The following is a 17336-nucleotide window of genomic DNA, read 5'->3' as shown; positions in this document are numbered from 1 at the left end:
TGTTATTCCCTGATGTTCAAAAGAGAGTTTTTTGGGGGGTGTTCAAACCATGTTGGTGGATGGTTTTCAATCGGATACCGTCAAATCTGGCTGAAAGTCGACATAAGGGGTTACGACGCGGCCTCCACAGTGGCCACTACTTCGGCTTCAAAGCCAAACACATCGACCACGCGCACGCACACCTTGCGTGGCCCTCTCTTTACCGGCACGGTCACTTGCCCCTGCGTGACCACACGCAGCACATCGGCATCGTTGGCGGTGTTACCCCGGTAGTCTTGCCAGACTGAGCGGAACACCTTGCCGTCATAGTCCGGGTCCACCGCCCAATACTCGATCAGGGCCAGCGGCTCTTTGTTGGCTACTTGCTGCAAGGCTTGGCGGTTGGCGTCGTCCAGGTTGATCGCTTCGGGCGAGAGCAGCACATAGTTTTTGAGCTTCACCGTGAGTGTTTCGGTCGGGGGTGCATCGCCTGCACTGGCTGACACCTGGCGCGTGATTGGCTCGATGGTCAGGTATTGAAGTGACGAGAACCGCACTTGCCCGCGCAGCTTGTCGATGCCACCTTTTTTCTTGAGTCGGTCCATCAGGTCGGGTGGAATAACCAGCACTTCCAGTCGGCTGTCGTTGAGCGCCGTGATGGTTTCGCCAATCGACGGCTCAAAGTTCCAGCCCAGCACCACCACACGGTCCCAGCCGCCCATCAGGTTGTCGCGCTGGGCGACTGCCTTCTTGAGCGTGGCCATACCGGTGAGTTTGTTGGGCGAATCGGCCAACACAAGGGTTTTGCTGCCACGGCCTGCTCCGAGTGCCATTCCTGCGATTTGTCCAAGGTTGCGCTGTGGGTTCACATCCGGAGGCAATGGCAGGGCTCCGTAGAGCGACAACACGATCTGCGACAAATCGCCAATGCGGAAATCGCGGCCCAAATGTGCTTTGGCAGCTTCGACTTGGTAGTCGCCGATGGCTTGGTAGAGGAAGGGCTTGGCCTCTTGGTCGATCAGGCGTTTGCGCATGATCATGCAGGCGGGTTTGCCAATGTCTGTGATGATCCAACGGCGGCCAAGTTTCTCTGCGACTGCGGCTGTGGTGCCGGAGCCACCGTTGAAGTCAGCGACGATGCCATTTTCAGGGCAAGAAGAACGAACAATACGCTCCAAAAGACTTTCGGGTTTTTGTGTGTCGTAATCGATCCTCTCCGCAACGTTAGCGCCCAAGCCGCCTAAGCTTTTAAGGTCATCCCATATGTCTTGTGTTGGTTTACCGGGCATCTCGTCTAAATAGCGCTTGTACTTTGGAACAGTTCCAGGCTTTGTCTGGATCACTCGGCCATCCTTGATCAGCTGATCCATTTTTTCTTTGCTGTACCGCCAATAGCGATAGACCCCCATTACTTCGTAATAGGGGTTGCCTTTTGTCGCGCCACCAGGGCCTTGTAAATTGTCAAGCCAGTATCTCCGACCTGATTCTGGTTCGATGCTTTTGTAATACGTGTCTTTGTATTCTTGGGTATAGGGAGTGAACTGCTGTGTAAAAAAATATTGTTCCGACTTTGAATAGAAAAATATCATGTCGTGCAAGCGACCAAAGTGCGCTGAACCTTGCTTTGAATCACTGTGCGCATGGCCGCGCTTCCAGATCAACTGATTAATTAATTGGTCTTTCCCAAACACCTCATCCAAAACCAGCTTCACGTAATGCCCCACATGCCAATCCAGATGCACGTATATGGAGCCAGTATCGGCCAACAGTTCACGCATCAAGATCAAGCGCGGCGTGATCATGGCCAGGTAAGACGCAGTGCCGTCGCTCCAAGTGTCTGAATAGGCGAACTGCTCGATGACGGTGGGCTTTTGTTCGATTTCCACCCCCGGCAAAGTGACCTTCGTGCGGTAGTCGGCCTTGGAGTCGAACGGCGGGTCGATGTAAATCAAATCGACTTTGCCGCGCAGGCTCGGCGTGTTGTCGTCCCCCGCCAGCAAGGCTGCCATGGCCAACAGGTTGTCGCCATAAATCAGTCGGTTGGCCCAAGGCACTTCGGGCACAGCGCCCAGCGTGGCTTGCGGGTTGTCTAGCAAGCTGGCTTGCCCCGGTGCAAACACTTCGCGCTGGCTGGCCCGGTTTTGTTGGGCGATCCAGTCCTGTGCCTTGGTGTCGCGTGCAGGCAGCACGACCTCACGGGTTTGCAGGCCCACGCGGTGACGACTTTCGATGCCCTCCAGGATTTTTTCGGCTTGTTTACGGCCGTTGGCCACGATTTCAGGGAGTTGTTCGAGGAGGGACTTCGGCATGTTGTCAGCACAGGCACTGCATCTTTGAATGCCTGTTCAATCGAAAGTTGAATAGAAAATTCAACCAATAGTACAACACAAAGTTAAATGGATATAGAACAGAAATTTACTGTTCCTGCATGGATCAAAAGCTGGAATTCTCAGAGCGCTTGCAGGCCGCCATGCGGTCCGCAGGACTGGAGCCGCGTCCAGCGGTTTTGTTGAATTTGTTCAATACCAACTACTGGGGCCGGTCTGTGACGTTCCAGGCGGTGTCCCGGTGGCTGAAGGGGGAATCCATCCCGGCGCAGGACAAGTTGCTGGTGTTGGCTTCCTCGCTCAACGTGGAGCCAGAAGTCCTGCGCTTTGGTAGTGCCGTGCGCAAGTCCATTGAACAGCGTCAAAAACGCTGGGACGAGGGTGTGGGTTATTTGGAGCGCGAAACTTTTGACGCCTTTTTGCAGCTTCCTGCGCCGCAGCGCAAGATCATTCGGGAAGTGATCTTTACTTTTGCCAAGGCGAATGGGGTGGAAGATGCACCCGCCAAGAAGTAAGGTTTGCTTTGGATCGATCGGCTCGGCTTGCAAGACATCAAGGACCGCTTGCTGTAACGCCAAGCGGTGGAGTCCGCCCGCTACCTGCAACAAGGCGTGTTGACATCGGTACACGACAGCAACATCCGCTCAATCTTCGGCATTGGTTTTCCGGCTTGGACGGGCGGTGCGCTCCCGTTCATCTCTGGCCAGGGCGTCGATGCATTTGCCAATGCGTTTGCTGAATTGGCGGCGTTGTATGGGGGTGGGGTTTTCATTGACACCAGAAGTCATTTCCAGCCTCAAACAGCACCAGCCGGTGTATTGAGGGAGCTGGGCCGTGGACGGCCTTCAGAAATAAAGCAGCCCCGTGAGGCTGCTTTTTTTGCTTTTGACGTCTTTGACTGAACAGGCTGTTTCAAACGGTGATCAGTTGCAAGCGTGTGCGCTTGAACAGGGGAGCATCGGTCAATCCGAGATGTTGTGCCATGCGAGTGCCGACCTGTAGATCTCGCATGCTTTGTGGCAGCGCTCAGCGTTTTTTGATCAACAGTCCATAAGGGCAGTGCCCCGGGCGTGGACCCACTTGTGGGTGCAGTCGGCAGGTGTTGGGTCGTTTTTCGTAAACGGTACAACGCCGGGTGATGGCATCGAGAAACTGGCAATCACCGCTGGCTCGGCGCGAGAGGGTGAAGATGCTGTTTTTGAAATTGAAGTGCTCAATCAGGCCTGCTTTGCTCAGGCGCTTGGCGATTTTTTTGGGGTCTTCGTGTTCTGCTTCAAACGCATCCACCAGTTCAAGCCGCACCAGGTCGGGCAGCTTGACTTCGACAGGCATGGTGCAGCAGTTGGCCGCGCAGGTGTCGCACATGCCAGCGCGGTAGCGGCTCCAGCTGTCGGGGCGGTCAACATCAACAATAGAGGTGGGGGATTTCATGGCACCGATTGTCTCAAACTGGTGCCAGCCTCCAGCGCAGGGCTTGGGAATTGCGCTGGAGGAGGGGGTATCAAACCAGGTCGGCAGACAGGGCTGACACGAGCTGGTTTTTCAGAGCGGTGGATGATCCGGCCAGTGCAAAGCCAAGCAATTTCCCCTCTGCAGAGGCGAAGCGTGCGCTGACGCCGTCTTCGCTGTGTGTACTGGACCATTCGCCCTTGGCCTGGGCGGGCGGCGGGACCACCACCACGGGCATGGCTGGCGTTTTGACCACAACGGGCATCACGGGCCAAGTCAGTGCGGCCGGGGTGCCTGCCAGCTGGGTGGCGATCACCCGGGCGGCTTGCATGATGGGCATGACAAAGGACCGCACTTGGCCGTCGATCTCGGCCCCGTCACCCAGCGCGAAGATGTCGGGGTCGCTGGTTTCTAACTGGCTGTTGACAACGATGCCTCGGTTGGTGGTCAAACCACAAGCACTTGCCAGTGCGATGCGTGGACGCAGACCGATGGCTGAAAGTACCGCATCAGTGGCAAGCGTCTGGCCGTTGGCCAATTGCACTTGCAAGCTGCCATGTCGCGCATCAACCGCCTGCACGCTGGTGCCCCAATGAAAGCGAATTCCTGCTTGTTGCAATGCCGATTGCAGGTGTTGCGCCACAGTGTCGGGTAACAATCGGCCCATCGCTTGCAGACCCGGGTCGACCACATCTATCTCGTAGCCTCCCAGCGCCAGGTCGTTGGCAAATTCACAGCCAATCAGGCCAGCGCCCATGATGGTGATGCGCTGTCGACCGGCAATTTTTTGTCGAAAGCGGTCGTAGTCTGCCAGGTCATTGACGGACAACACTTGATTGGCGGCGTTACCTGCCAGAGCCACACGAATCGGGGCCGCTCCTGTGGCCAGAACCAGCTTTGCATAGGAAACAGTACCTTGGCTGGTCTGAACCGTTTTGCTGGCGCGGTCCACACCCGTCACGTCGGTGTGAGCTTGTACTGTGACGCCCAGTTGCTGCGCGATTTTGTCGGCAGTGCTGTTCACCAACTGGGCTGCAGTTTTGCCGCTGGCCAGTGCGTTGGACAGCATGGGTTTGCTGTAGAAGTCTCCGCTGTCACGCGAAATCAAAGTGATGGGGGCTCTCTTGTCGAGCTTGCGAAGCTCGCGGGCCACGGTCCAGGCGGCCAGACCGGAGCCCACGATCACCACGGGGGCGGTGTTGTGGGTCATAGACGCTCCTGTTTAAATGACGGTCATTTCGAAATCAGCCTTGGCCACGCCACAGTCGGGGCATTCCCAGTTTTCAGGAATGTCTTCAAAACGTGTGCCGGGTGCGATGCCGTCTTCAGGGATGCCTTGGGCTTCGTCGTAGATGAAACCGCAAACGATGCATTGCCAAACTTTCATGGTGTTCTCCAAATAATTAAATCGTTGAATGGGTGTTGACCGGGTTCACGCCTGGATGGCGTCAAGGGCCTTCTGGTAGTGGTTGGCGTGACGCTCTTCCACTTTGGCCAGTGCTGCAAAACGCTTGGCAGCTTTTTCCAGCACGGCCTTGAACTGTGCTGCGTGTTCTTTGGATTCGCTGATTTGCTCATCCATCTCTGCCACTGCAGCGGCGTTGCCTTCTTCCACAGCGGTCTTGCGGAAACCGGGGTACATCTCGCTGTACTCATAGGTTTCGCCTTCAATGGCGATTTGCAAGGCCTTGGCGGGCGTCATCTCGCCAGCCGGATAGAGCAGATCGAGGTGACCAAATGCGTGCATCACTTCCTGCGCGGCAGTCTCTTCAAAGATCTGTGCGGTGGCTTCGTCACCAGCGGCACGGGCCAACTTGGCAAAGTAGCGGTACTTGATATGGGCCATCGATTCGCCAGCAAATGCGGCTTCGAGGTTTTGGTAAGTTTTGATGTCTGGACGTGCCATGGTGAACTCCTTCGGGTGCTTGATGTGTTGCGATGGAATGAATTGTGAGTTTTGCAGACAAATCAGTCCAATGGATAATTTCTCTTTAATCAATCTAATAAATAGATGATCAGGACATGGTGATGCTGGCTGATCAAACGGTGGAGACACCGGATTGCCTTGGCCGGATGTCTGAATGGCACAGCGCAGCCATGAGGCACTTTGGATGCATGTGCATAGACGCGTAGACGCCTCAAGGCGTTGAAGAACACCTTGGGGTCAGACGGATGGGATGAGTCGCCCGCAGCGGCGGCTTTTTTACAAGGGTTTGATCCGCACGCCCCTCAGTACACCCAGAATCAGCAATGCAATGCCTGTCAAGGTGAGGGGTTCTGGCCATTGCGCCCGCAGTAAAAATGCGTAAGCCAGGGCGGCCAAGGTTTCAAACACGATCAATTGCCCGGCCAGCGCTGTGGGCAGGCGCTGGCTGGCGGCATTCCAGCACAGCGTACCCAGCCACGAAGCCAGCAGACCTATGGCCATCATGAGGCCCACAAAGTTCCAGGGCCTGGGGCCCAGTGGCATGGGCAACGGGTCTTGGGTTATCCAGGCCCACCCCCAGAATCCGGCATAGCCCAACAGGGCCAAAGGCAAGGTGGCCAAGCCTTGTGCTGTGGCCCAAACACGTGGGTTTCGATCGGTGTGTCCGCGCAGCCAGTCGGCATTTTTCAGCGGATACCAGGTCCAGCAGGCCAGGGCACCAACCGCCAGCATGGCCCCTGTGAAGTAACGTGCAGTGTCCGCGTCTGGGTTCTGGCGCAGAGCCGCCCATTCGACATGGTTGACGCAAGCAATGCCCAGCAAAATCAGTCCGAGTGAGGGCAGAAGTTGGAGCCAGGGAAAACGTCCGTCTCGCTGATGGTTCAGCAGGTTGGCACATACCGCAATCACCACAGGCAAGGTGCCGATGATCATGGTGGGCAAGGCACCGCCTGCACGCTGGATGGCACTGGCCAGAAACAGGTAATAGAGCACGTTGCCAATGGCGGCGAGTTTCAGGGCTGCCAGCCAATCGGTGCGCGTGAGGCGTTTGAGCTCAGTCCGATCCAAGAAAGCCAGCGGCAAGGCGATCACGCCAAACGCCAGATAGCGCCCGAAGGTGTGCAGCGCGGCCGGGTACTCTGGCAACATGAGCGGGCCTACAAACACCAGACCCCACATCATGCCGGCGGCTAATGAAAAAAAGATGCCGCCCCAGTAGGCGCTTGCGTTTTCAGGCATGTCGTGGTTTTGCAAACGGTTCAGGCGCGCCATGCAGGTAATTGCCAATTGCGCCACAGTGCCAAAGCCCTCAGTCCCACGGTGACACTCAGGCAACCCAGCAAGGCGATCCAGCCAGGAGCATCCAACGACCACAAACCTACATAAGTCCATCCACCAGCAAAGGCGCACACCGCATACGGACGATGGTCTTTGAAGGCAGTGGGAATTTCGTTACAAACCATGTCGCGCAATACCCCGCCAAAGACACCGGTGATCAGCCCCATCAGTACGGCAACGACTGCGGGCAGGAGGGCTTGCAGCGCATGGTGCACGCCGGTGGCAGTGAACAGTCCCAGGCCCATGGCGTCTGGCCAGAGGATGGCTTTTTCAGTCACTTCGAAATGCCGCTGACGCATGAACAACATGGCCAGAACGCACAAGGCCAGCACAATCCACAACATTTCGGTGTGTTGTACCCAAAAAAAGGGGCGTTGATCGAGCAGCAAATCGCGCAGGGTGCCGCCGCCAAACGCAGCCAGAAAAGCCACCACGCACACACCCACAGCATCGAGCTGTTTGCGGGCGGCTTCCATCAGGCCGGACAGGGCAAAGGCGGCCGTGGCAGACAGCTCAACCAGCAAACGCAGGGTGTCACCCCAAGACTGAATTCCGTACATATTTGGATTATCAACTGGGCTACTTGCTACTTTTGCCACGCAGGACCTCAGGGCGTGTGTGACGTCTCATTTTTGAATGAATTATCCGAAATGGTATTTTTTGTGACCAATCAGTCATAGAATGTCTGAAGGTTAACGGAGTGCAGCATGCTTTTGAAAAAAACCGCCAAAGCCGTGGACATCGCGGTGTTCATTGCCTCTCAGGCCATCGTTCAGCCAGTGACAACCGATGAAATTGCCAAGGGCCTTGGCTTGTCTTCGTCCTACACCGAGGCCATCTTGAAGGATTTACGCCAAGCGGGTGTCATCCGCGCACACCGTGGGCCGGGCGGTGGCTACCAAATCAGAGGCAATCCCGAAGACATTTCGCTGTGGGATGTGGTGAAGCATTTTGAAGTTGAACACCACTTTGATGTGCTTTATCCCGAGGGCGATCATCCGTTGAAGGCCCTTGAAATTGGAATCCAGAACAAACTGCAAAGTGTGCTGAATGCCCAAACCTTGGCTGATGTGGCGGTGCCGGTCATGCCCAGTGCAGAGCGGGTGACGAGCATGCTCGGTCAGTTCAGGCTCAAACCCTTGCCTGCGCCGGTCATGCCCAAGGCACCCAATTCGGTGTTTCAGTTGAGCATGATGCTTTGAGGCTGCTGGTGCCGCAGTGGTCAGTCAGGTCCAGGGCGATAACTGGCGAGCATTGATCGTCCGATAGAGCCGGATTGATCGAAAGGTCAATGGCTTGAGAGCAGCCCTTTACCTAGCATCGGGACTGTGAGTCCTACTTCAAGAAAATCCCTGGCGGCGGCATCGCCCCGTCCCGCTCCTGTTCTGGACCGTTGGGCGCATGCTCAGATGTCTCCATGGACGTATGGTGTATCGACGGCATCTTTGCGCATGGCTTTTGAGGACTGGTTGATCTATTTGGGGTCCAACCCTTCAGAGCAAGCTGATCTGATTCACAAAGCCTGGCGTAGCGCAGAGCAAATTGTGATTTGTGCCTCGCAGTCCCACGAGGTCACCTGCAAGCCTTGTGTCGTGCCGATGGTGCATGACACGAGCTTTGCGCACTCGGGTTGGCCGAGCTGACCATTTAATTTGATGAGCCAGTCATTTTTGATCACCCAGCAATGGTGGCATGACGCGACGACCGGCGTTCGAGGTGTATCACCGCACCACGAGTCGGTTGTCAACTTCACCGTGCGGCAGTTTCTGGACAGGGTGTCGCCCGCCAATTTTGTGTGGACAAATCTTGAGGCGCTGGAGCTCACCCGGAAAACTGCTGGGGCCAATTTGCGCCTGGGATGGAAAAATTGGCAAGAAGATGAACAGCGTCAACGCGCAGGCGCTCCACCGAAAGGTACAGAGGCCCATCAGGTGGGCGTGAATGTGGCCGTGACGCAGGGCAAGGTGATTTTTCGCAACCACCTGATCGAGCTGATCCAGTATTCACCCGCCACGGCGCAGGTCTGTCCAGAGCCGATTCTGATCGTGCCTTCGTGGATCATGAAGTACTACATCCTGGACCTGTCACCGCACAACTCCCTGATGAAGTATCTGGTCGATCAAGGCCACACGGTGTTTGCCATGTCCTGGGCCAATCCCACGGCCGAAGACCGTGATCTGGACATGGACGACTATCTGCGCATGGGGGTGATGGCCTCGCTGGAGGTTTTGAATACATGGGCATCTGAGCAAAAAGTCCATGCCGTGGGTTATTGCCTGGAAGGGACTTTGCTGGCGATTGCAGCGGCGGCCATGGCGCGTGATGACGATGATCGCCTGGCCAGCATGACGTTGCTCGCAGGGCAGGCCGATTTCTCGGAAACCGGTGAACTGGAGTTGTTCATTGATGACAGCCAGGTGGCGCATCTGGAAGACATCATGTGGGACAAGGGCTACCTGGACAGCACGCAAATGGCAGGCGCCTTTCAATGGATGAATTCCAGCGATTTGAACTGGTCCAGAATTTTGAAGGATTATTTGCTATGCGAACGCTCCTCCGTGTGTGACCTGATGGACTGGAATGCCGATGACACGCGCTTGCCTTATCGCATGCACACCGAATATTTGCGGCGCATGTTTTTGCACAACGATCTGGCCAGCGGGCGATATCCGGTGAATGGCGAGCCCATCGCCCTGACGGCCATCGGGTGCCCGATTTACGGCATTGGCACGACACGCGACCACGTAGCACCCTGGCGCTCGGTGCACAAGCTGCATTTGCTGACGAATGTGGACACCACTTTCTTGCTGACTTCGGGCGGGCATAACGTGGGCATCGTCAATCCACCCGGCGTTGAAGGCCGCAGCTATCAAGTATTGACCCGCCTGCACGATGGGCCTTATTTGGATCCGGATGCTTGGCTGCAGACGGCAGCTCAACATGAAGGCTCTTGGTGGCCGCATTGGACAAGTTGGCTCAAAGACCATTCGGGAGAGTCCATCACCGCACCGCCCATGGGCTGGCCAGACAAGGGATTGGTCCCGCTGTGCGATGCATCAGGCACTTATGTGCATCAAAAATGAAGTTCATACCCCATGACATCACCGCACCATCCATTTCATGAACTGTTTGAACAGTTGGGCTTGCCCAGCGACGCAGACAGCATTGCCCGATTTTTGCGCGAGCACGGTGACTTGCCAGGTGATGTGGCCTTGTCCGATGCACCGTTCTGGTTGCCTGCCCAGGCGGCCTTCTTGCGGGAAACATTGCATCAAGACTCGGACTGGTCACACCAAGTCGATCAATTGAATAAGGCCTTACACGGGCTTTGAGAGGACTTGCGGCAGAGGGGGCTCGGCGGCCGTGTAGCGCAGATGCGCACACGACAGGTGGCGGTAGCGTGGGCGGTTAAGATCATTTTCGTTCTGATGGGGCTGAGCCCGTTGGACGTTTCAGGATCTTGCCTTCATGGATTTACCTTTCAACACGGACCCGTTTTTCTACGCGGTCTCCGTGCCTGCAGTTTTGTTGTTGGGCATCAGCAAAAGCGGTTTTGGTGCGGGTTTGGGCTCTTTGGCTGTGCCCATGATGGCTTTGTCGGTCACAGTGCCTCAAGCTGCAGCCATCTTGATGCCGGTGCTGTTCGTGATGGACGTGTTGGGGATGGCCGCTTTTCGCAAGGATGTGGACAAAGACTTACTCAAGTTCATGCTGCCTTTTGCCATGCTGGGCATTGTCATCGGAACACTGCTTTTCAAATACCTGAACCCTCAGACGGTGGCGGGCGTTGTGGGGGCATTCACTTTGACGTTCCTGATGCAACGTCTGCTGTTTCCTCCCCGTGCTGACAGCGCGCCCCCACCGCGCTGGCTGGGGGCCATCTTGCTGAGCACATCTGGCTTTACCAGCTTCATCGCCCATGCGGGTGGTCCACCGGTCAATGCGTATGCCATTCCTCTCAAACTCAAGCCCGTGGTGTTCACGGGCACCATGGCCTTTTTGTTTTTCTTTGTGAACATGGCCAAGTGGGTGCCTTATGCCTGGCTGGGTTTGCTCGACATGCGCAACTTTGCCACCTCCTTGGTGCTGCTGCCTTTGGCGCCGCTGGGTGTATGGGCCGGAGTGCGCATTGCGCGGCGCATCCAGCCTATCTTGTTCTATCGCTTCGTCTACACCGGCATGTTCCTCACAGGCTGCAAGCTTTTGTGGGATGGCCTGCGTTGACGTGAAAACAACTTATTTCGATCATTGAAAGCAAACTTGTCATGAAAGCTGCCTGGTATACCCAAAACGGTGAGGCCCAAGACGTGATGGTGGTGGGTGAATTGCCTACCCCAGAACCCGCCGCAGGGGAGGTTTTGGTTCGCCTGATGACCTCAGGCGTGAATCCCTCGGACGTTAAATCTCGTCGCGCCAAGCCTTTGACCGATCCTTTGATCGTGCCTCACAGCGATGGGGCAGGTGTGATTGAAGCCGTCGGGGCAGGTGTGGCCGCTTCCCGCGTAGGCGAGCGGGTCTGGGTCTGGAATGGTCAATGGCAGCGCCCTTGGGGCACTTGTGCGGAGCTCATCGCATTGCCGCAAGCCCAAGCGGTGCCACTGCCGCAGGGTACGGATTTCGCTGCCGGGGCTTGCATGGGCATACCCGGACTCACAGCTGTGCAAGCCGTGATCCTGGCTGAGCGTTTGGCGGGTAATTTGCGCGGCCAAACGGTGCTGGTCACGGGTGCGTCTTCGGCTGTGGGGCACTACATCACTCAAATGGTGACTCAGGCGGGTGGCCATGTGTTGGGCACCGTCGGCTCGCCAGCCAAAGCGCAACATGCACAAGCTGCAGGCATGAAGGAGGCCATTTATTACAAAACCGAATCGGTGCCAGAACGGGTCAAGACGCTGACGCAAGGCCGCGGGGCTTCTGTGATCATTGACATGGATTTTTCGACAACAGCGAGCTGGGCTGCACAAGGTGCATTGGCAGCGCATGGCCAAGTGGTTTGTTATGGCTCCAACGCGCCTGACGTCAGCATGCCTTTCAGGCCCTGGTTGTTTCAGTCGATGGGGGTCAAGTTCTTTCTCGTCTATGACCTGACGCCAGCGGATCGGATTGCTGCCTTGGCACGCCTGAATGATTTGCTACTGTCGCAGTCATTGATTCACACCATTGGTGCGCGCTGCACGCTGGATCAAGTGGCGCATGCGCATCGCCTGGTCGAGGCGGGACAGACCTTGGGCAATGTGGTCATTGACTTTTGAAATCATGGTTCTTGGTCATGAAAACTTCACGCGAATGACTTTTTGATGTCATCCCCTCCTTCGATGATCCAGACAGGATCACCAAGGAGAAGATGCCATGAGAGAGTTACCCAACCCCACGTTTGCACTGTCCCCACTCAGTTTGCCCAGGGGGTCGCTTCATCCGGCGCAGTCCAACTCCGCTGTTGATTTCCTGCCTTGTCGCGCCAAAAGCGCTATTGAGGTTACTTGGGCAAAACATCAAGACGAAGTGCGCGAAGCGCAGCGACTGAGGTTCGACATTTTTGGTACCGAGATGGGCGCGCGTTTGTCCGCCAAAATCGCAGGCCACGACATTGATCTGTTTGACGATTATTGCGAGCACCTGCTGGTACGTGACACCCACACGGGCAGTGTGGTGGGCACCTACCGAGTGCTGACCCCTGCGCAAGCCAAGCGCGCAGGCAGCACGTACAGTGACACCGAGTTTGATTTGACGCGCTTGCGCGACATGCGCAACCGCATGGTGGAGCTGGGTCGCAGCTGCGTGCATGCCGAACACCGCCAGGGCGGGGTGATCATGGCTTTGTGGGGCGCGTTGTTTGAATTCATGGAGCGCAACCGTCTGGACGTGATGATCGGCTGTGCCAGCATTCCGATGTTGCACAACGGGGTGGTCAGTGGTGATGCGGCAGCCAGCATCTGGAATCAGTTGCGTGAAACACATCTGGCATCCATTCAATACCATGTGCGTCCACGTTTGGCACTGCCAGTTGAAGAGCTCAACGGTCAGCTGATGATTGAGCCGCCTGCTCTGATCAAAGGGTATTTGAGATTGGGCGCCAAGGTCTTGGGCGCACCGGCCTGGGATCCTGACTTCAATACGGCCGATCTGCCCATGATGATGCGTACGGCAGATTTGCCTGCACGTTACCGCAAGCATTTCGCCGGATCGGTTTGAACATGTCATTCGCTGCCTTGCAAAAAGCCATGTTGTTTGATGGGCCTCATGCAGGTGTCGGTCAAGAATTTATCGCGGCAGAAATGCTGAACGGGTTCAAGGAAACCAGTCACTTGGAGGACGATGATGCGGTTGAGGGGCGTGCCCGTTTTCGGGCGATATTCATTTCAGACCTGCACATCGGAACGCCGGGATTTCAGGCAGAAGCTCTGCTGGATTTTTTGAAGCACCACCCCAGCGACACTTTGTACCTGGTTGGCGACATTGTGGACGGCTGGCAGTTGCGTCGTCGCTGGTTTTGGCCTCAAAGTCACAACGATGTGCTGCAAAAACTGTTGCGCCGAGCGCGCAAAGGTTGTCGCGTGATTTATGTGCCCGGCAACCACGATGAGTTTGCGCGCCATTTTGTCGGTCACGCATTTGGTGGCATTGAGGTGATTCATGAAACCTGCCACACCACGCTCACAGGCCAAAAACTGTGGGTGATTCATGGGGATTATTTTGATGGCGTGATCCAGTGCGCCAAATGGCTGGCGTATTTGGGTGACTGGCTGTATGAATTGACACTGCGATTCAACCGTCACCTCAACAGTGCCCGTGTACGCTTGGGACTGGATTATTGGTCCTTGTCGGCATACCTGAAATTGAAGGTTAAAAAGGCAGTCAATTTCATCAGCGACTTTGAAGTGGCCGTGGCGCAAGAGGCGCAACGTCGAGGTTATGACGGTGTGGTGTGTGGGCATATTCACCATGCCGAAATTCGCGATGTCAACGGCGTGCTGTATTGCAACGATGGTGATTGGGTCGAGAGTCGAACTGCTTTGGTCGAGCATGCTGATGGCCGATTGGAAATCATCTATTGGAGATCGTCCCCAGCGGTGACCGTGCGTGAAAAGTTGATGAAGGAGCACGCTGCATGAAGTTGGCATTGATCACTGACGCGTGGCATCCACAAGTCAATGGGGTCGTCATTACCTTGCAGGAGCTGGTCCAGGCATTGACTCCCTTGGAGGTTGAGGTACAGGTGATCCATCCGGGGCTTTTCAAAAATCGGCCATGCCCGGGCTACAAAGGCATAGATCTGGCCGTGCATCCTGACAAGGCTTTGGCGCAGATGCTTGATACCTTGCAGCCCGATGCGATTCATTTAGCTACTGAAGGACCCTTGGGGTGGTCGGGGAGGGGGTATTGCATGAGGCGCCGACTGGCTTTCACCACAGCATTTCACACCAAATTTCCCGAGATACTGCATGCCGCATTGCGGATTCCCTTGTCGTGGGGTTATGCGTTGTTTCGCAGATTTCACCGTCCATCTTCGGGCGTGATGGTGCCAACGCAAGGCGTCCTGAATATGCTTCAGTCTAGAAAATTTGTTCAACTCAAGCTCTGGACACACGGAGTTGATTTGCGGTTGTTTCAATACCATGAGCAACCATTGGCGTGTGCCGAGTTCGCAGGCTTGCCCAGGCCCCTGAGCCTGTTCGTGGGTCGTGTCTCGTACGAAAAAAACATTGATGCATTTTTGAGTTTGAAACTTCCAGGCACTCGCATAGTGTGTGGAGTGGGACCATTGGAAGCTTCGTTGCGCAAGAAATATCCGGGTGTGGTGTGGTTGGGCGTTTTGCCACGCGAGCAGTTGGCCCGAATTTATGCCGCGGCCGATGTGTTTGTGTTTCCGTCACGCAATGAAACCTTTGGCTTGGTAATGCTGGAGTCCATGGCCTGCGGCACGCCTGTGGCCGCTTACCCCGTAGATGGCCCCTTGCAGGTGTTGGGCTCCGACACAGGCCAAGTCTGGGGCGGCGTTTTGAATGAGGACTTGGCATTGGCTGTTGCCCAGGCCAGCCGCGTGCCACGAGTGGAAGCGCGCAGGCGCGCCATGTCCTTTGATTGGCCTGAAACGGCCCGATTGTTTGCAGCGCATCTGGTGCCTTGTCGCAGTGACGATAAATTGACGGAATCATTCACTGAACTGTCAATAAATTGAGTTGCTGATTTTTTACGATCGTTGTGATTCCAATGAGAGTGTGGTGATATGTCGAGTTCCAAGGTCGCGGTGAGCGACAAATCTCCTGAAAAATCCGTATTGCTGGATCGGGATCTGAGCATTCTGTCTTTCAACGAACGGGTGCTGGATTGGGCGCACCGTGCAGAGGTTCCTGTTCTGGAAAGATTGCGCTACATGTGTATCGTGTCGTCCAATATTGACGAATTTTTCGAGGTCAGGGCCGAGCCGCATGTGATGGGCGCCCTGCAAGGTTTGACCGCCGGACCCTATACGCAACTCAGCCTGGAAGCTATCACCGCTCAAGTCAATGCCATGGTGGCGCGTCAATACAAGCTATACAACGATGATTTATTGCCCGCATTTGAGCGTCAAGGTATTCAGATCTTGTCCCATGGTGAGCGTAATGCTGGGCAACGGCGGTGGGTGCGCCACTATTTTCAAACAGAAGTTCAGCCGCTGCTGGTGCCGGTCGGGCTCGATCCTGCACACCCGTTCCCTCAAGTGGCCAACAAGTCCTTGAATTTCATTGTTCAGCTGTCAGGCAAGGACGTCTTTGGTCGTGCCAATGAAATCGCTATCGTCAAAGTGCCGCGTATTCTGCCCAGATTGATTCCCTTGCCATCGAAAATTAGTGGCGGTGCCACGGCGTTTGTGCTGTTATCCAGTGTGATAAGGGCACATTTGGCCGAATTGTTTCCTGGCCGTGAAGTCGGTCAGTTTTCTCAGTTCAGGGTGACGCGCCACTCGGATCTGGCGGTCGATGAAGATGATGTGGACAATCTGCGAACAGCTTTGCGTCAAGGACTGGTCCACAGACATTACGGTCAGGCGGTGCGCCTGGAAGTGTCCTCAGACTGCTCGCTGCGGTTGGCCGAATTCTTGCGCCAAGAATTCCAATTGCCTGCACTGTCAGTGTTTCGAGTCAACGGGCCGGTGAATCTGGTGCGGTTGATGCAACTGATCGATTTGGTCAAGGCCCCGCAATTACTCTTTCCCCCTTACAAAGCCAGTTTTCCAGTGCAGCTGTCCAGCCACTGCTCGGTGATGGCTCGGATGCGCTTGGGCGATGTGGTGATTCACCAACCCTTCGAAAGCTTTGATGGTGTCCTGGCTTTTTTGCGGGAAGCCGCTTTCGACCCGCAAGTGTTGGCCATCAAGCAAACCATTTACCGCACTGGCAATGATCCAGTCATGATTGATTTGCTGCGAGAAGCCGTGCGACAAGGCAAGGAGGTTACGGCTGTGGTGGAGCTCAAAGCTCGATTTGATGAAGAAGCCAACATCAACTGGGCCGAGAAACTGGAGTCTATTGGTGCCCAGGTGGTTTACGGCGTGGTGGGACTCAAGACACACGCCAAGATGCTGTTGGTGACGCGGCGGGAAGGCAAAACCTTGCGCCGTTATGGCCATTTGTCGACGGGCAATTACAACCCGCGGACAGCACGTCTGTACACCGATATAAGCTATTTGACGTGCGATGCAGACATCACGGCAGACATGGACCATTTGTTTTTGCATTTGGCCAGCCAGAGTCGGCTGCCCAGAATGAAGCGTTTGCTGGTTGCGCCATTCCATTTGCATGCTCAGATGCTTGCACGGATTCAAGCCGCTGGTGATGCCGCAGCCGCGGGCCTGGAGGGGCGTATCGTGATCAAAATGAACGCGTTGACCGATGAGCCCATGATCGAGGCCTTACTGACCGCAGGGCAACAGGGCGCACAGATAGATCTGATTGTTCGCGGAGCATGCATGTTGCCTGCCGGGCTGCCGGGGGTGAGCGAAAACATCCGTGTGCGCTCGGTGATCGGTCGTTTTCTGGAACATTCACGGGTGTTCTATTTCCGTGCCGGTCATGACGAGTCGTTGTACTTGTCCAGTGCCGACTGGATGAGTCGCAACATGATGCGTCGTGTTGAACTGGCATGGCCGGTCAACGATCCCGCGCTGCGTCAGCGCATCATTGATGAATGCATTCTTGCTTATTTGCATGACAGCCGTGATGCATGGGATTTGGGGGCCGATGGGCGCTACCACCGGGTGGGCCTTCATGCACCCGGGCACAGCGCGCAAAGCGCATTGATGGCCCGCTACAGCGCAGCAAGACAGGAGTAACCAC

At 55.8% G+C, this 17336-nt stretch carries 19 protein-coding genes; 12 read left to right on the top strand and 7 right to left on the bottom strand.

Translation table 11 applies throughout. From position 1 onward, the window contains the following. Window positions 1-110: 110 nt before the first annotated feature. Entirely contained in the window at window positions 111-2288 is a 2178-nt protein-coding gene (locus B9Z51_RS10200) for a site-specific DNA-methyltransferase (RefSeq protein ID WP_108374214.1), read from the bottom strand. 119 nt (window positions 2289-2407) lie between these two features. Here B9Z51_RS10200 and B9Z51_RS10195 point away from each other — a divergent pair, with 119 nt between their 5' ends. Both B9Z51_RS10195 and B9Z51_RS10190 read left to right on the top strand, forming a co-directional pair. Continuing rightward, the gene (locus tag B9Z51_RS10195; RefSeq protein ID WP_108374212.1) at window positions 2408-2821 is read left to right on the top strand and encodes a transcriptional regulator; all 414 of its coding nucleotides are present in this window, start codon (window positions 2408-2410) and stop codon (window positions 2819-2821) included. Window positions 2822-2887: 66 nt separating this feature from the next. After that, window positions 2888-3208: a hypothetical protein gene (locus tag B9Z51_RS10190; RefSeq protein WP_369958943.1), complete on the top strand. Its 321-nt coding sequence runs from the start codon at window positions 2888-2890 to the stop codon at window positions 3206-3208. 124 nt (window positions 3209-3332) lie between these two features. Here B9Z51_RS10190 and B9Z51_RS10185 read toward each other — a convergent pair whose 3' ends face one another. The 6 genes from B9Z51_RS10185 to B9Z51_RS10160 all read right to left on the bottom strand — a co-directional run bounded on the left by B9Z51_RS10185 (window position 3333) and on the right by B9Z51_RS10160 (window position 7580). Beyond that, entirely contained in the window at window positions 3333-3737 is a 405-nt protein-coding gene (locus tag B9Z51_RS10185) for a YkgJ family cysteine cluster protein (protein WP_108374210.1), read from the bottom strand. A gap of 70 nt (window positions 3738-3807) precedes the next feature. Continuing rightward, the gene (locus B9Z51_RS10180; RefSeq protein WP_108374208.1) at window positions 3808-4965 is read right to left on the bottom strand and encodes an NAD(P)/FAD-dependent oxidoreductase; all 1158 of its coding nucleotides are present in this window, start codon (window positions 4963-4965) and stop codon (window positions 3808-3810) included. A gap of 12 nt (window positions 4966-4977) precedes the next feature. Then, entirely contained in the window at window positions 4978-5142 is a 165-nt protein-coding gene (locus B9Z51_RS10175; RefSeq protein WP_108374206.1) for a rubredoxin, read from the bottom strand. Window positions 5143-5187: 45 nt separating this feature from the next. Then, on the bottom strand, window positions 5188-5661 hold the full coding sequence (locus B9Z51_RS10170; RefSeq protein ID WP_108374943.1) for a rubrerythrin family protein: 474 nt from the start codon (window positions 5659-5661) through the stop codon (window positions 5188-5190). 297 nt (window positions 5662-5958) lie between these two features. Beyond that, the gene (locus B9Z51_RS10165; protein WP_108374941.1) at window positions 5959-6921 is read right to left on the bottom strand and encodes a DMT family transporter; all 963 of its coding nucleotides are present in this window, start codon (window positions 6919-6921) and stop codon (window positions 5959-5961) included. Between the two features lie 20 nt (window positions 6922-6941). Continuing rightward, window positions 6942-7580: a trimeric intracellular cation channel family protein gene (locus B9Z51_RS10160; protein ID WP_108374204.1), complete on the bottom strand. Its 639-nt coding sequence runs from the start codon at window positions 7578-7580 to the stop codon at window positions 6942-6944. Window positions 7581-7727: 147 nt separating this feature from the next. Here B9Z51_RS10160 and B9Z51_RS10155 point away from each other — a divergent pair, with 147 nt between their 5' ends. The 10 genes from B9Z51_RS10155 (at window position 7728) to ppk1 (ending at window position 17332) form a co-directional block, all read left to right on the top strand. Then, window positions 7728-8222, top strand: a complete 495-nt coding sequence (locus B9Z51_RS10155; RefSeq protein WP_108374202.1) for an Rrf2 family transcriptional regulator — start codon at window positions 7728-7730, stop codon at window positions 8220-8222. A gap of 207 nt (window positions 8223-8429) precedes the next feature. Then, window positions 8430-8663, top strand: a complete 234-nt coding sequence (locus tag B9Z51_RS18820; protein ID WP_233254903.1) for a hypothetical protein — start codon at window positions 8430-8432, stop codon at window positions 8661-8663. 12 nt (window positions 8664-8675) lie between these two features. Continuing rightward, a complete protein-coding gene (locus B9Z51_RS10150; protein ID WP_233254902.1) occupies window positions 8676-10103 on the top strand; it encodes an alpha/beta hydrolase in 1428 nt (475 codons plus the stop codon). 12 nt (window positions 10104-10115) lie between these two features. Continuing rightward, window positions 10116-10352, top strand: a complete 237-nt coding sequence (locus B9Z51_RS10145) for a DUF2789 family protein (RefSeq protein WP_108374200.1) — start codon at window positions 10116-10118, stop codon at window positions 10350-10352. Between the two features lie 136 nt (window positions 10353-10488). Then, the gene (locus tag B9Z51_RS10140; RefSeq protein ID WP_108374198.1) at window positions 10489-11244 is read left to right on the top strand and encodes a sulfite exporter TauE/SafE family protein; all 756 of its coding nucleotides are present in this window, start codon (window positions 10489-10491) and stop codon (window positions 11242-11244) included. Window positions 11245-11285: 41 nt separating this feature from the next. Then, window positions 11286-12272 (top strand): NADPH:quinone reductase, encoded by a 987-nt coding sequence (locus tag B9Z51_RS10135; RefSeq protein WP_108374196.1) that lies wholly within the window; start codon window positions 11286-11288, stop codon window positions 12270-12272. 97 nt (window positions 12273-12369) lie between these two features. Then, the gene (locus tag B9Z51_RS10130; RefSeq protein ID WP_108374194.1) at window positions 12370-13212 is read left to right on the top strand and encodes a GNAT family N-acetyltransferase; all 843 of its coding nucleotides are present in this window, start codon (window positions 12370-12372) and stop codon (window positions 13210-13212) included. 83 nt (window positions 13213-13295) lie between these two features. Beyond that, window positions 13296-14132 carry a UDP-2,3-diacylglucosamine diphosphatase gene (locus tag B9Z51_RS10125; RefSeq protein ID WP_233254944.1) on the top strand — a complete coding sequence of 279 codons (837 nt, stop codon included), beginning with the start codon at window positions 13296-13298 and terminating at the stop codon, window positions 14130-14132. Beyond that, the gene (locus B9Z51_RS10120; protein WP_108374192.1) at window positions 14129-15199 is read left to right on the top strand and encodes a glycosyltransferase family 1 protein; all 1071 of its coding nucleotides are present in this window, start codon (window positions 14129-14131) and stop codon (window positions 15197-15199) included. The genes B9Z51_RS10125 and B9Z51_RS10120 overlap by 4 nt, the downstream gene beginning before the upstream one ends. A 48-nt stretch (window positions 15200-15247) precedes the next feature. After that, window positions 15248-17332, top strand: coding sequence for a polyphosphate kinase 1 (gene ppk1, locus B9Z51_RS10115; RefSeq protein WP_108374190.1), 2085 nt, complete (start codon window positions 15248-15250; stop codon window positions 17330-17332). Window positions 17333-17336 lie beyond the last annotated feature (4 nt).

It is taken from the genome of Limnohabitans sp. T6-5 (genome assembly GCF_003063315.1).
GTDB lineage: Bacteria > Pseudomonadota > Gammaproteobacteria > Burkholderiales > Burkholderiaceae_C > Limnohabitans_A.
Note: the sequence above shows the minus strand (reverse complement) of the source record. Positions and strands in the feature narration are given on the sequence as shown.

Coding starts and splice junctions, on each gene's coding strand:
- B9Z51_RS10135 (WP_108374196.1), top strand. CDS start 11,286: ATGAAAGCTGCCTGGTATACCCAAAACGGTGAGGCCCAAGACGTGATG.
- ppk1 (WP_108374190.1), top strand. CDS start 15,248: ATGTCGAGTTCCAAGGTCGCGGTGAGCGACAAATCTCCTGAAAAATCC.
- B9Z51_RS10200 (WP_108374214.1), bottom strand. CDS start 2,288: ATGCCGAAGTCCCTCCTCGAACAACTCCCTGAAATCGTGGCCAACGGC.
- B9Z51_RS10150 (WP_233254902.1), top strand. CDS start 8,676: ATGAGCCAGTCATTTTTGATCACCCAGCAATGGTGGCATGACGCGACG.
- B9Z51_RS10155 (WP_108374202.1), top strand. CDS start 7,728: ATGCTTTTGAAAAAAACCGCCAAAGCCGTGGACATCGCGGTGTTCATT.
- B9Z51_RS10180 (WP_108374208.1), bottom strand. CDS start 4,965: ATGACCCACAACACCGCCCCCGTGGTGATCGTGGGCTCCGGTCTGGCC.
- B9Z51_RS10120 (WP_108374192.1), top strand. CDS start 14,129: ATGAAGTTGGCATTGATCACTGACGCGTGGCATCCACAAGTCAATGGG.
- B9Z51_RS10185 (WP_108374210.1), bottom strand. CDS start 3,737: ATGAAATCCCCCACCTCTATTGTTGATGTTGACCGCCCCGACAGCTGG.
- B9Z51_RS10195 (WP_108374212.1), top strand. CDS start 2,408: ATGGATCAAAAGCTGGAATTCTCAGAGCGCTTGCAGGCCGCCATGCGG.
- B9Z51_RS10160 (WP_108374204.1), bottom strand. CDS start 7,580: ATGTACGGAATTCAGTCTTGGGGTGACACCCTGCGTTTGCTGGTTGAG.
- B9Z51_RS18820 (WP_233254903.1), top strand. CDS start 8,430: ATGTCTCCATGGACGTATGGTGTATCGACGGCATCTTTGCGCATGGCT.
- B9Z51_RS10140 (WP_108374198.1), top strand. CDS start 10,489: ATGGATTTACCTTTCAACACGGACCCGTTTTTCTACGCGGTCTCCGTG.
- B9Z51_RS10170 (WP_108374943.1), bottom strand. CDS start 5,661: ATGGCACGTCCAGACATCAAAACTTACCAAAACCTCGAAGCCGCATTT.
- B9Z51_RS10165 (WP_108374941.1), bottom strand. CDS start 6,921: ATGCCTGAAAACGCAAGCGCCTACTGGGGCGGCATCTTTTTTTCATTA.
- B9Z51_RS10145 (WP_108374200.1), top strand. CDS start 10,116: ATGACATCACCGCACCATCCATTTCATGAACTGTTTGAACAGTTGGGC.
- B9Z51_RS10130 (WP_108374194.1), top strand. CDS start 12,370: ATGAGAGAGTTACCCAACCCCACGTTTGCACTGTCCCCACTCAGTTTG.
- B9Z51_RS10125 (WP_233254944.1), top strand. CDS start 13,296: ATGCTGAACGGGTTCAAGGAAACCAGTCACTTGGAGGACGATGATGCG.
- B9Z51_RS10175 (WP_108374206.1), bottom strand. CDS start 5,142: ATGAAAGTTTGGCAATGCATCGTTTGCGGTTTCATCTACGACGAAGCC.